The sequence below is a fragment of the Nocardia sp. XZ_19_369 genome, from assembly GCF_015355715.1.
Classification (GTDB): Bacteria; Actinomycetota; Actinomycetes; order Mycobacteriales; family Mycobacteriaceae; genus Nocardia.
Genome location: NZ_JACVED010000001.1, coordinates 658414 through 671052 on the forward strand (window position 1 = coordinate 658414; position 12639 = coordinate 671052).

The window sequence follows — 12639 nt, forward strand, 5'->3', positions numbered from 1 at the left end:
CGGGACGCCGAAGCGAGGTATTGAGATGGCCACAGGGGTGGGCCTGCGCGTCGCCGAGAACGACTGCACGGCGGCGATCGTCACCGACGGCGACGAAGAACCGTTGTTCATCGTCCGTGAGTCGTTGCTGTACATGTCCGACGACGGTGACGCCACGCTCGGCGGACCGCCACCGGACGAGAACGCGCATGCGATCACCGGCTTCGCGCTGGCCGTGGGCGACCCGGCGGGCATCTCCGTCGACGACGGCGAGGCCTATCGCGCCGAGGACCTGGTCGCCACCGCGCTGTTCTGCCTGATCAACCTGACCGCCGACCACCTCAACGGTCCGGCCGAGTTCTACGCGACCCACCCCGGTGACTGGCCGCGCGAATACGTGCAGGCGCTGCGCGATGCCCTGGACTATCTGGGCCTGCGGTCGGTGCTGCTGGTCAGCGAGGCCGATCTGCCCGGCGCCGAGACCGACACCACGGGCAGCACGTTCGCCTACGACGCCGCCCGCGCGGCGCTGGCCGCGGTGCTCTCCACCCCGGCGGGCAGCACTCCGCCGGATCCGACGCACGCCGAGAATTCGACGGTGGACACCGTCATCATCCCGGCCGTGCCCGCCTCCGAGCCGACACTCCAGGCGTATTCGGCGGCCATCCCGATGGCCGAACCCGTGGTCGCCGAGCAGACCGCGACGCCGAGCGCGCCCGCGCCACAGGCCGAGCCTGCGAAGGATCGTAAGCAACTCCCGCTGCTGATCGGTGCCGCGGCGATGATCGGGCTGGTGCTCGGCGGCTTCGCGGTGGCGGTGGTGTTCCGGGAGGACAGCGAGACGCCGGTGCCGCCGATGCGCGACGCCAAGTCCGATCAGGTGTCGGTGAGCCCGACGCCGCCCGCGCCGCCGATCAACTTCCCGACCGTGCCGGTGACGCCGACGACCACCGAGCCGCCGGTCGTCACCACCACCCCGCCGCCCCCGCCGGAAACGACCACTCCGCCGCCGCCGACCACCGAGCCGCCGACCACGCCACCGAGCTCGACGATCCGCCCGCGGCCGACCACCACCACGCCGCCTTTCCAACCCCTACCGCAGATTCCGTCGATCCCCGGCCTGGAGATACCGGGCAGTCGGTGATTAAGAGAGCCCTTCCCCGGTTTGTGCCCTAAAGTGATGCGCTGACCGGTGTTGTCGGATGAATTACAGGCGCCCGGTCTGTTGCTGGAGGACGACTGTGAGCCAACGGATTCCAGGGCCGTTGCCGCGGATTGAGCTGGCACGTGCGTGCCGACGAAGGGATTTCATGCGCAAGTTGGTGGCGCGCCGCGCCACGGTCAAAGCTGTCGCCCTCGCTTCGACCGTTTTCCTCGCACCCTTGCTCTGCACGACCACCGCCGCGGCGGCCCCGGAGACACCCGCGCAGCTGACTGCCGACGCGCTGCCGCAGGAACTCGTACAGGCGATCGCGCGTGACCTGAAGATGACCCCGACGGAATACCTGGACCGTGCGGCCCGCGCCCAGCAGTTGCGCGACTACGCCCGCGATTTCCGCTCGGAACGCCCGGACTCCTACGCGGGCGCCTGGATCGGCACCGACGGCAAGCCCGTCGTCGCGGTCACCTCGCTCGACGCCGCCAAGATCGCCGCGGCCGACGGATACCAGACCCGGCTCGCCCCGGTGTCCGCGGACGGCCTGGAAGGCTCACTGGTGCAACTGAATCAGTGGATCACCAGCCTGCCGCGCGAGATCTCCACCGCGATCAACTCCGTCGCCATCGACTTCCTCAACAGCCAGCTGGTGCTCAATGTCGCCAACACCCCGGCGGGCCACCTGCTGAACCTGCCGACCCTGATCGCCAACATCAAGGTCATCCTCTCGCCCGGCAGCGGTGGCGCGGTCGAGCGGCGGCCGATGGGTGGCGACACCTACATCAGCGCGCCGATCTCGCTGCACGACGCCTCGCTCAAGGGCGTCGACGTCTGCTCGTTCGGCTTCAACAGCACCGACGCGGCGGGCAACGCGCTGAATATCAGTGCGGGCCACTGCGATCCGAACATCGGCAAGGACTCCCAAGAGGCCACCGTCTACTACCCCAACGTCAAGGACATCCCGAACAGCCCGGAGCTGGGCAGCTTCGTCCAGGCCAAGCTGGGCGGGCAGAGCGCGCTGGACTACTCGGTGATCAAGCTGAACGACCGCGCGATCCGTGCGGGCATGGATCAGCCGACGGTGCGCGGCGCCAACGGCACCACCATCGCCATCACCGGCACCGCCGACCCGATCACCGGCGCGCCGGTGTGCAAGTCCGGGCAGTCGTCCACCTTCACGTGTGGCTTCGTGGTGGCCGATCGGGTGGAGACCCAGCTGTACACCTCCGAAGGCGAGAGCAAGATCGTGCGCGGCTTCGCCAGCTCCGCCTGCACGCTCGGCGGCGACAGCGGCGGCGCGATCGTCTCCGGCACCCTCGCACTCGGTATCACCAGTGGTTCCAACGCGGCCGAGGCACCGGACTGCAACGAGGCCAATATCGCGCTGGCGCAGTACGGCGGCACGGCGAGCCTCGGGATCCCGATCCGGCCGATCCTGGCCGATATCGACGCTTCCTCGGGCGGCGGACTCGGCAGCGGCATCACGGTGCGGACCCGTCCGAGCGCCGGGTGAGGCACGCCCGGACGCGGTGCCGATCGGTATGCCGGAAAAAAGCGACCACCAAACGAACCAGAGCGTCGTTATAAGTAGGCATACCGCGCTGGAGCCCATATAGTCTGGGCATGCTCCTGCCACGTATAGGTCATCTCCGATCAGCTGCGCGACAGACCCGGGTCCGAAAATCAGTTATCGCCGCTTCGGCGGCGATACTGCTGTTCGGGCCGACGGCGGCAGTAGCGACAGCGCAACCCGATCCGGCTCCTGGTCTGCCCGCCGAACTGGTTGCCGCGGTCGCCCGCGATCTGAAGATCTCCCCGGAGGAGTACCTGCACCGCGCCGACGTGGCCCAGCAGGTCGCCGCGTTCGCCACCACCGCCCAGCGGCAGTACCCGGCGGTCTTCGCCGGTTCGTGGCTCGACGACAACGGCAAGGCGGTCGTCGCGCTGGCCCAGGGTCCCGGTGCCGACGAGGCCCGAACGGCCGCGCAGTCAGCGGGTTTCGAGGTCCGCAACGTGGCCAAGAGCGAGTCCGCGCTGCGCGGTGAGAAGACCGCGTTCCAGCGCTGGCTCGACGGACAGCCCGAGGCGGTGTCGGCCCTCGTGCGTGGCGTGGTGATCGATACGGTCAACAACAGCATCGCGGTGCGCGTCGACAAGCCGGGCCTGCCGATGCCGAACTTCATCGACCCGGCCAGGGTCATCGTGATGGCTCCGCCGGTGGCCGGTGAGCAGGCGACGCTGGAGGCCAGCGAGATCGCCGGCGCGGCGAACGGCGCGCTGGCAGGCGGCGACGGCTACGCCTCGGTCGCCGGACGGCTCTCGCTGCGCTGCTCGCTCGGCTTCAACGGCACCGACCGCAGCGGCAACATCGTGAATGTCACGGCGGGCCACTGCAATCCGGACATCCCGTCGGCGGGCAACGACAACGCCGCCCGGGTGCACGAGCTGAACGGCAACCGGCTCGGCAACGAGCTCGGCCGCTTCGAGAAGTCGGTGCTCGGCTCGCAGGACTACTCGATCGTCCGGATCGCCGACCAGTCGCGAGATCGCTTCGGCAACAACGAGGTCCGGGTGCCCGGCGCCGCGTCGATCCGCATCGACGGCGTGGCCACCCCGGTCGTCGGCGCCCCGGTCTGCAAGTCCGGCTCGCGGACCGGCTTCAGCTGCGGCGTGGTGAACGCGGTGGACCAGACCGTGCAGGTCGGCGAGCGTGAGCTCACCCAGGCCTTCTCGGCCAACATCTGCGCGCTGCCCGGCGACAGCGGTGGCCCGATCGTCACCGGCAGGCTGGCCCTCGGCATCTCCAGCGCCTCGTCGGTGGCCGACTACCCGATCTGCGAGATCCCCAACCTGATCGGTGCGCTCACCGGCAACACGCCGCAGCTGTTCGCACAGCCGGTCAGCGTGGTGCTCTCGGACAACCCCGGGCTGCGGATTCGCACCGACTAGTCCGCACCCTCGTCAAGGCCGGCAGCGTTGCGCTGTCGGCCTTTTCGCTGTCCTGCGCACGCTTCCACTGGCCTTACGCGGCCCTTTCCGCCACCGATGCGGTGCTGCGGCGGGCACCGGTGCGGCATTCTGGACAGCATGTGTCTGGTGTTGATCGGGTGGCGGGCTCATCCGGAGTATCGATTGATCGTCGCGGCCAACCGCGACGAGTTCTACTCCCGGCCGACCGAGTCCATGCGGTGGTGGCCGGAGGTGCCCGGCCTGCTCGCCGGGCGCGATCAGGGCGCGAAGAACAAGGCCGCTGGTGACCCGCCGGGCACCTGGCTCGGGTTGACCCGAGAGGACAAGGGCCGCAACCGATTCGCCACGGTGACCAATGTGCGCGACCCGAAGGGTGAGCGCGGCGATGCCCGGTCCCGCGGCGCGCTGCTGATGGATTTTCTGCGGGGAGCCTCGGATCGCCATCCCAGCGGCGATTTCCCGGGCCCGGAGAAGTACGTGCTCGACGTCGCGGGCGCGCCCGACGACTACAACGGTTACAACCTGGTGGTGTCGGATCTGGAATCGCTGTGGTGGCATTGCAATCGCAGCGCCGCACCGCCGCGCGAGCTACTCCCCGGCTTCCACGGCCTCTCCAACGGCACGTCCGTGAGTTCGGCAGGGCTGAGTCCCGGTAACTCCGATTTAACCGCCCCACAGCCCATCTGGCCCAAAGTACGGTGCGGCGTGACCGAGCTGCGGGCGGTGGTGGAGTCCGATCCCGGTGCCGTGGACCGCTATTTCGCGGTGCTGGCCGATCGCGCCAAGGCCGCGGACGACGAGTTGCCGGACACCGGCGTACCGCATCTGCTGGAGCGGCGGCTGTCGTCGAGGTTCATCGCCGACGGCGTGCACGGCACCCGCGCGAGCACCGTGCTGCTGGTGCGCGAGGACGGCTCGTTCGTCATGGCGGAGCGATCCTTCGGGCGGTTCGGCAGGCGCCGGGGCGCGGTGTCGTTCGACGGCACGCTGGACCTACCCGCCTGACAACGCCGAAACGGGCCCGCTTCTCCGAGGAGAAACGAGCCCGTTCGTCGCGCAGTGGATGCTACTTCGGCGGAAGCGGCTTGTCCGCCCACTGGGTGGTGCCTTCCGGCGCCTGGATGGTGTTGAGCAGCTCGATGCCCGCGGCGAGCAGCGCCGGGCCACCGACGGCGATGGTGCCGAGGATGCCACCGATGCCGGCGCCGACCGGGATGCCGAGCAGGCCGCCGACACCGAAGAGCGGCAGGCCGACGAAGAAGCCGACGACCGCGCCGATGGCGGTACCGACGAAGCCGCCGATGGCGGTGGCGATGCCGAACTTGCTGGCGAATTCGTTCTGCGCCCGCTGGTTCTCGATCGGGGACGCGATGTCCTTGGCGACCGTCTGCACGCCGAGCGGCTTGTCGCCGACGACCAGATCAGCCGGCTTTTCCGGGGTGATCTCGAGGACGGTGTCGTCCTTCGCGGCGACCGCCTTGACCGGCACGTTCGCGCCGCCGACGTTGAACTCGAGTGGGAACGAGATAACGGTGGCGCCCGTCTCGTTCTTGATGTTGGCGATCTGGGTCTTCGGACTTTCGGGGGTCGCGCCGTCCTCCTCGGTCAACGAGAAGGTTCCTCCCTTGAGCGACGCGACAACCGTCTTGTCCACCAACTTGACGGAGTAGTTGATGCCGGGGTCAGCCGGAGCGGCGACAGGCTCGGCATGCGCGGTTCCGAGTCCGATGGTCATCGCGCCGATGACCAACGCGGCACCCGCGGTGGTTCTGCGGAGGTTCATTCAGTTTCCAATCCATCATCAGGTCGCCTACCAGCCGATCCCCATCACGCGAGAGCGCTCTTCATCAAATCCGGGCGGTCGCCCCGGATCCTCCCCGAGCAGTGTGAAGACAGGCACAGCAGACAGAACGTCGTGAGCGTAAACCAAGCACGACCCAGAAGCGAGATGCATTACGCGCCTTGAGGACTAAGCCTGTCCTTACCGAGAAGGCCGGGGGCCTCGACGTTTACGGTGGTGATCACCTGAACTCGCCCTTGGATCGGCAAACCTTGTGTGACGTTCATCACAGGTAAATTTTGAGTCAAGCCCCAGCAAGAGGGGGCATAGCTCAGGTGCAAATCGTACGACAAGTAGCATATGTTACCGGTGGGTAACTTACTGCCGGTTAGGATACGAGCCAATCGGGCGGTGCCGAACCGCCCTCGCTCGTGTTGCCTCTAGAGAAAGGTCGCGACATGAATGCCCTGACAGTGACGCTGGGCACGATTGGGGCGACGCTCAGCCTCTTGTGTTGGGCGTCGTTCATCGGCGGCGTCCGGGACATCGTCCGCGCCATCATGATCGGACAGCCCGCACCGGATCGCTGGCGACCGTTCTTCCCGCGCTTCAAGCAAATGGTCATCGAGTTCCTCGCGCACACCAGGATGGCCAAGTTCCGCACCGTCGGCTGGGCGCACTGGCTGGTGATGATCGGCTTCATGGGTGGCGCCATCCTGTGGTTCGAGGCCTACGGTCAGACCTTCGACCCCGCCTTCCACTGGCCGATCATCGGCAACTGGGCGATCTACCACCTGTGGGACGAGATCCTCGGCATCGGCACGGTGCTCGGCATCGGCACGCTGATCGTCATCCGCCAGCTGAACCACCCGCGACTGCCCGAGCGGCTGTCCCGCTTCAGCGGCTCGAAGTTCGGTCCCGCATACGTGATCGAGCTGATCGTGCTGATCGAGGGCCTCGGCATGATCTTCGTGAAGGCGGGCAAGATCGCCGCCTACGGTCACGCGAACCCCGCGACCGACTTCTTCACCATGCAGGTGGCCAAGCTGCTGCCCGCGAACACCACCATGGTGGCGCTGTTCGCCTTCGTGAAGCTGATGTCCGGCATGGCCTTCCTCTACCTCGTCGGCCGCAACATCACCTGGGGTGTGGCGTGGCACCGGTTCTCGGCCTTCTTCAACATCTACTTCAAGCGTGAAGACGACGGCGGCGTCGCGCTCGGCGCGGCCAAGCCGATGATGTCCAAGGGTCAGCCGGTCGACATGGAGACCGCCGACCCGGACAACGACACCTTCGGCGCCGGCCGGATCGAGGACTTCTCCTGGAAGGGCTGGCTCGACTTCACCACCTGCACCGAATGCGGTCGGTGCCAGTCGCAGTGCCCCGCCTGGAACACCGGCAAGCCGCTCTCGCCCAAGCTGCTGATCATGTCGCTGCGCGACCACGGCAACGCGAAGGCGCCCTACCTGCTGGCCGGCGGCCGCAAGGACATGGGCGGCGACGAGGTCGGCCTGGTCGACGCCGAGGGCAAGCCGAACGAGGCTGCGCTGGCGAAGATCTCCGACGCCGCGAAGGCCGAGGCCGAGCGTCCGCTGGTCGGCGACCTCGAGGCCAACGGCATCATCGACCCCGAAGTGCTGTGGTCGTGCACCACCTGTGGCGCCTGCGTCGAGCAGTGCCCGGTCGACATCGAGCACGTCGACCACATCATCGACATGCGCCGCTACCAGGTGCTCATCGAGTCGGAGTTCCCGTCCGAGCTCGCCGGTCTGTTCAAGAACCTGGAGAACAAGGGCAACCCGTGGGGCCAGAACTCCAAGGATCGGCTCAACTGGATCAACGAGGTCGACTTCCAGATCCCGGTTTTCGGGCAGGACGCCGATAGCTTCGACGGCTACGACTACCTGTTCTGGGTGGGTTGCGCCGGTGCCTACGAGGACCGCGCGAAGAAGACCACCAAGGCGGTCGCCGAGCTGCTCGCCACCGCGGGCGTGAAGTTCATGGTGCTCGGCGCCGAGGAGACCTGCACCGGCGACTCGGCCCGGCGCGCGGGCAACGAGTTCCTGTTCCAGCAGCTCGCCGCGCAGAACATCGAGACGCTCAACTCGGTGTTCGAGGGGGTCGAGGACAAGAAAAAGAAGATCGTCGTCACCTGTGCGCACTGCTTCAACGCGCTCAACAACGAGTACCCGCAGGTGGGTGGCACCTACGAGGTGGTGCACCACACGCAGCTGCTGAACCGCCTGGTGCGCCAGAAGCAGCTGATCCCGGTCGCCTCGGTGTCGCAGAACGTCACCTATCACGACCCCTGCTACCTGGGCAGGCACAACAAGGTCTACAACGCCCCTCGCGAACTGATGGAGGCCTCGGGCTCCACGCTGATCGAAATGCCGCGCCACGGCGAACGTTCCATGTGCTGTGGCGCCGGTGGTGCGCGCATGTGGATGGAGGAGCAGCTCGGTAAGCGGATCAACGTCGACCGGGTCGACGAGGGCTTGAACACCCTTGCTGCGAACCCGGGCAGCACGCCCGGCAAGATCGCGACCGGCTGCCCGTTCTGCCGCGTCATGCTCAACGACGGCGTCACCGCCGCGCAGGAGAAAGGCGCGGGTGAAGGAGTCGAGGTCGTCGATGTCGCGCAGCTGATGCTGGACGCCATCGACCGGGTCGACGCGGCGAAGCTCACCGAGAACCTCACCGTCGTGCAGCAGCCGAAAGCTCCTGTGGTCGAAGAGGTCGCCGAGCCCGAGCCGGAGCCCGCGGTCGAGACACCGGCGGCCGCGAAGGCGGCACCGGCCGGTGGTGGACTTGCGATGAAGGGTCCGGCGAAGGCACCCGGCGGTGGGCTCGGTATGAAGGGTGCCGCCAAGGCGCCTGGAGCCAAGGCGGAATCCCCGGCTGCCGAAGCGGAGTCGACGCCGGAGGCGCCGGTCAAGGGCCTGGCCATGAAGGGTCCAGGGAAGAAGCCGGGCGGACTCGGCATGAAGGGCGCTGCCAAGGCGCCCGGAGCCAAGGCGGAATCCCCGGCTGCCGAAGCGGACTCGACGCCGGAGGCACCGGCCGCACCCGTCAAGGGCCTGGCCATGAAGGGGCCGGGGAAGAAGCCGGGCGGGCTCGGTATGAAGGGTGCTGCCAAGGCGCCCGGGGCCAAGGCCGCATCGGCTCCGGCCGCCGAATCCGCGCCTGCGGCAGAGTCTTCGGAATCTGCGGCTGAGGCGCCCGCTCCCAAGCCCGTCAAGGGTCTGGGGATGAAGGGTGCCGCGAAAGCGCCGGGGGCCAAAGCGCCGGGTGCGAAGGCGCCCGGAGCGAAGGCTCCGGCCGCTCCGGCCGCTCCGGCAGCGCCTGCTTCGGCGGAATCCGCGTCGGCCGGCGCTGCTTCGGAAAGTGCTGCTGCCGAACCGGTTTCGCAGCCCACCGAAACCAAGCCGACGGTGCCCGCCAAGGGTCTGGCCATGAAGTCCGGCTTCAAGCGTCCCGGGGCCAAGGCACCGGGTGCTCCGGCGGCCGCACCTGCGGCTCCGGCGGAATCGGCCCCGGCACCCGCCACCGAGCCCGCCGCGGAATCCACTGCGGCGGAATCGACTTCGGAGACGACTTCGGAGACGGAGCAGCCCGCCAACGGCAACGGTTCCCCTGCGGTCGCTCCCCCGGCGGCCAAGCCGGGCGGCCTCGGTTTCAAGTCCGGCGCGAAGGCTCCCGGCCGGAAGAACTGACCGCCCTAACTGAATAGTCGTTCCGATCGACCCGGGTTCGCACGTCGAGCCCGGGTCGATCTGTGTCCGCCGCCGTCGTAACTTGACCAAGCGACCACTTTGCAAAAATACGTCCTACTATTACGCTCCTCTCGAAGGGTGATCTTGGGGGATCGGGAGTTCTCCCACGGACCGATAAATAAGGGGGGCGTGTGTCGACGTCTGAGAACGGTGCCGAATCCGACAGACCGATGCTGGTGTCGGTGGTGATCCCGGTGTTCAACGGGCTACCCGATCTGGGCGAGCAGCTCGAAGGGCTTGCCGAGCAAAACTATTCGGGGCCGTTCGAGGTGATCATCAGTGACAACGGCTCGACCGACGGCCTGCGCGCATACCTCGACCGGCATCCGCTGACCGACCGGCTTCGCTTGCGCCACATAGACAGTTCCGCGCGACCGGGCGGTCCGTACGCCCGCAACGCGGGGACCGCCGCGGCGGCGGGTGATTTCATCGCCTACACCGATCAAGACGATCGCGTGCACGCCGGATGGCTCAGTGCGCTGGTCCGCGCGGCCGCGGACCACGACGCGGTCGGCGGCCCGATCGAAACCGAGACGCTCAACAGCTCCGAGGTGGCGGCCTGGCGGCCGACGCCCGAACCGGAGCAGCGGTTCACCACGCAGTATCTGCCGTTCGCCCATGGAAACAATATCGGCATGTGGCGCAAGACTTTCGACAAGCTCGGCGGCTACGACGAGACCATGCTCGGCGGTGGCGACGACGTCGATATCTCCTGGCGCATCCAGCAGGCCGGACTCACCCTCGGGCACGCGCCCGAGGCGATGGTCGCCTACCGGCTGCGCACGACGCTGCGCGCCACCTGGCGCCAGGCGGTCGGCTATGGGCGCACCTCGACCGAGGTCTACGTCAAACATCGCCCGCTCGGCTGCCGGCGATTGCCACTCTCGATGACCTGGTTGGCGCTGCTGATCGTGCTGCGGCACAATCCGCTGATTCCGTTGACGCGCACGCGGATTCCCACCGGGCTGTGGGTATTGCACGCCGGTGTGCTGGTGGGGCGGATCCGCGCCAGCGTGCGGCATCGCACTTTCTACGTGTAGCGCGACTGGGGAAGTACTGGGGACAACCTGGCCGAATTGTGCAGGTTCACCAGTTCCCTTATGGCGCTATCGATCCCGGCGCTCGGACCCGCGATACGTCAACATACTCGCTGCTACAGCGCGCCTTGTTCCTTGCTCCGTGTCCACGGGCGACTTATCGTTTCTTGCACATTAGAGCTCGAAATGTCCCCGTTTACGTCACATTTGATCACTGAACAGTACGCCGGCCCCTACTGCTCAGGCTATGAGGAGCGCCATGAAGAATCAAAGAAGACTCACCATGTTCGGGGCCGCGGTAGCAATCGCACCCCTGTTGGCGGTTCTGTTCCCGGCCGGAACAGCCAGCGCGCACGGCTACATTTCATCGCCGGCCAGCAGGCAGGCCCAGTGCGCGGCGGGCAGCGTGTCCTGCGGTCCGATCAAGTACGAACCGCAGAGCGTCGAAGGACCGAAAGGCCTGCGCAACTGCCACGGCAACAATGCCCAGTTCGCCGAACTCAACGACGACAGCAAGCCGTGGAAGGTGCATTCGGTCGGTTCGTCGGCGTCGTTCACCTGGACGAACACCGCACGGCACAGCACCTCCAACTGGGAGTACTACATCGGCGGCACCCGGGTCGGGGTCTTCCCCGGCAACAACCAGCAGCCGGGCCAAACCGTCACGCACAACGTGAATTTCGGCGGCATCTCCGGACGCCAGAAGATGCTGGCCATCTGGAACATCGCCGATACCTCCAACGCCTTCTACGCCTGCGTCGATCTGAACATCGGCGGTGGCTCGAACCCGACCACCACCACGGTGCCGCCGACCACCACCACGACGACACCGCCGACCACAACGGTGCCGCCGACCACCACCCCGCCCACCGGCCGCCAGTGGGCCGTGGGCACCAGCTACGCAGCCGGCAACGAAGTCGCCTACGACGGCGCCCGCTACCTGTGCCGCCAAGCACACACCGCGAGCCCCGGCTGGGAACCCCCGAACACCCCCGCCCTATGGCAAAAGCTCTGAGCTGACGCAGCTGTCCCGGACCTCGACGCCGAGGCCCGGGACAGCTGCGTGTAGTTACCGTTGACCTAGCCGCCTGCGCGCACCGGAAAGGTGTCGGCGGCTACTCGGTTTCCTTGGGATGCCCTGCCAGGCATCGCTCCAGCAGTACCCGGCCGGCATATTTACTGCCCTTGGGCGCGTGTTCTATCGCTCATAGGCCTGTCCTTGGTAGCTGCCATAACGCAATTGGCCCTTGAGCGGATAGAGCCTCGGCGACTGCACGTCCGGAGCACGCGTGAGCGTGTCCCAGGCATCGACCATCGCGTTACGCGCCGCGGCGAGACAGTCGATCCAGCCTTTCTGAGCCTCGCTGGTGATGAAGGCGATCTGATACTCGGTTCGTTTGAGCGGTCGCGGCACCTCTTGCCGCTTGCTCACTCATCACCCCTCGGGTCACGCACCACCACCGGCGTATCGAGATAGCTGAGGTCCGTGCCGTCCACCCGGACCCTCGGATCGGCGTGTGCCGCAGCGGTATCCCGCCACGCTGCCAAGGTGGCGGTCAGCCCGGCGAGCTGCCCGACGGCGAGCCCACCCCGCGCGTGATTGAGGAAGTCGGCTACGAACTCGGGGCGTTCGGACTCGGGCAGTAGCTCGATCCAGGGGAAGGTGATCGTCAACCGCCCGACCAAGCGTTCGAGGATTTCGTCATCGAGTGCGATCGCCAGCAGTTGGGTCAGGGCACCGAGCGTCTGCTCCGTCGCCGCCGACTCCGCCGCATCCGACAGCCGAACAGGCGGCGCGGAGCGACGAACGAGGATTACATCCCCGTTCTCCTCCATCGCTTCGATGACCCGGTTCGGGTCGCGAAGGAACTCCGACCAGGTAGCTGTCGCACTCATCTCTCCAGTATGTCAGAACTAGTTCTGAAGTCGAGCACCGAAATCCTT

General features: G+C 67.2%; 10 protein-coding genes. 7 read left to right on the top strand and 3 right to left on the bottom strand.

Translation table 11 applies throughout. The features are described from left to right. Window positions 1–25 precede the first annotated feature (25 nt). The 4 genes from IBX18_RS03060 to IBX18_RS03075 all read left to right on the top strand — a co-directional run bounded on the left by IBX18_RS03060 (window position 26) and on the right by IBX18_RS03075 (window position 5110). The gene (locus tag IBX18_RS03060; RefSeq protein ID WP_194832218.1) at window positions 26–1123 is read left to right on the top strand and encodes a hypothetical protein; all 1098 of its coding nucleotides are present in this window, start codon (window positions 26–28) and stop codon (window positions 1121–1123) included. A 166-nt stretch (window positions 1124–1289) separates the two neighbouring features. Continuing rightward, entirely contained in the window at window positions 1290–2648 is a 1359-nt protein-coding gene (locus tag IBX18_RS03065; protein ID WP_107653199.1) for a S1 family peptidase, read from the top strand. Between the two features lie 110 nt (window positions 2649–2758). Then, window positions 2759–4084 carry a S1 family peptidase gene (locus IBX18_RS03070; protein ID WP_107653200.1) on the top strand — a complete coding sequence of 442 codons (1326 nt, stop codon included), beginning with the start codon at window positions 2759–2761 and terminating at the stop codon, window positions 4082–4084. Between the two features lie 138 nt (window positions 4085–4222). Then, window positions 4223–5110: an NRDE family protein gene (locus IBX18_RS03075; RefSeq protein ID WP_194832219.1), complete on the top strand. Its 888-nt coding sequence runs from the start codon at window positions 4223–4225 to the stop codon at window positions 5108–5110. Window positions 5111–5171: 61 nt separating this feature from the next. Here the strand turns inward: IBX18_RS03075 and IBX18_RS03080 are convergent, their stop codons facing one another. Further along, window positions 5172–5888, bottom strand: a complete 717-nt coding sequence (locus IBX18_RS03080; RefSeq protein ID WP_194832220.1) for a hypothetical protein — start codon at window positions 5886–5888, stop codon at window positions 5172–5174. A 455-nt stretch (window positions 5889–6343) separates the two neighbouring features. Here IBX18_RS03080 and IBX18_RS03085 point away from each other — a divergent pair, with 455 nt between their 5' ends. The 3 genes from IBX18_RS03085 (at window position 6344) to IBX18_RS03095 (ending at window position 11710) form a co-directional block, all read left to right on the top strand. Beyond that, window positions 6344–9598 (top strand): (Fe-S)-binding protein, encoded by a 3255-nt coding sequence (locus IBX18_RS03085; RefSeq protein WP_194832221.1) that lies wholly within the window; start codon window positions 6344–6346, stop codon window positions 9596–9598. Between the two features lie 191 nt (window positions 9599–9789). Further along, window positions 9790–10698: a glycosyltransferase gene (locus IBX18_RS03090; RefSeq protein WP_306796103.1), complete on the top strand. Its 909-nt coding sequence runs from the start codon at window positions 9790–9792 to the stop codon at window positions 10696–10698. A 256-nt stretch (window positions 10699–10954) separates the two neighbouring features. Continuing rightward, entirely contained in the window at window positions 10955–11710 is a 756-nt protein-coding gene (locus IBX18_RS03095; protein ID WP_107653205.1) for a lytic polysaccharide monooxygenase, read from the top strand. Window positions 11711–11893: 183 nt separating this feature from the next. Here the strand turns inward: IBX18_RS03095 and IBX18_RS03100 are convergent, their stop codons facing one another. Further along, a complete protein-coding gene (locus IBX18_RS03100) occupies window positions 11894–12127 on the bottom strand; it encodes a hypothetical protein (protein ID WP_228540275.1) in 234 nt (77 codons plus the stop codon). After that, complete coding sequence (locus IBX18_RS03105) at window positions 12124–12591, bottom strand: hypothetical protein (RefSeq protein ID WP_107653206.1); 468 nt, start codon at window positions 12589–12591, stop codon at window positions 12124–12126. Before IBX18_RS03105 ends, IBX18_RS03100 begins: the two co-directional genes overlap by 4 nt. Between the last annotated feature and the right edge of the window lie 48 nt (window positions 12592–12639).

What these genes read in the sequence shown, in the direction of transcription:
- IBX18_RS03085 (WP_194832221.1), top strand. Translation starts at nt 6,344, where the DNA reads ATGAATGCCCTGACAGTGACGCTGGGCACGATTGGGGCGACGCTCAGC.
- IBX18_RS03105 (WP_107653206.1), bottom strand. Translation starts at nt 12,591, where the DNA reads ATGAGTGCGACAGCTACCTGGTCGGAGTTCCTTCGCGACCCGAACCGG.
- IBX18_RS03065 (WP_107653199.1), top strand. Translation starts at nt 1,290, where the DNA reads ATGCGCAAGTTGGTGGCGCGCCGCGCCACGGTCAAAGCTGTCGCCCTC.
- IBX18_RS03075 (WP_194832219.1), top strand. Translation starts at nt 4,223, where the DNA reads ATGTGTCTGGTGTTGATCGGGTGGCGGGCTCATCCGGAGTATCGATTG.
- IBX18_RS03070 (WP_107653200.1), top strand. Translation starts at nt 2,759, where the DNA reads ATGCTCCTGCCACGTATAGGTCATCTCCGATCAGCTGCGCGACAGACC.
- IBX18_RS03060 (WP_194832218.1), top strand. Translation starts at nt 26, where the DNA reads ATGGCCACAGGGGTGGGCCTGCGCGTCGCCGAGAACGACTGCACGGCG.
- IBX18_RS03095 (WP_107653205.1), top strand. Translation starts at nt 10,955, where the DNA reads ATGAAGAATCAAAGAAGACTCACCATGTTCGGGGCCGCGGTAGCAATC.
- IBX18_RS03080 (WP_194832220.1), bottom strand. Translation starts at nt 5,888, where the DNA reads ATGAACCTCCGCAGAACCACCGCGGGTGCCGCGTTGGTCATCGGCGCG.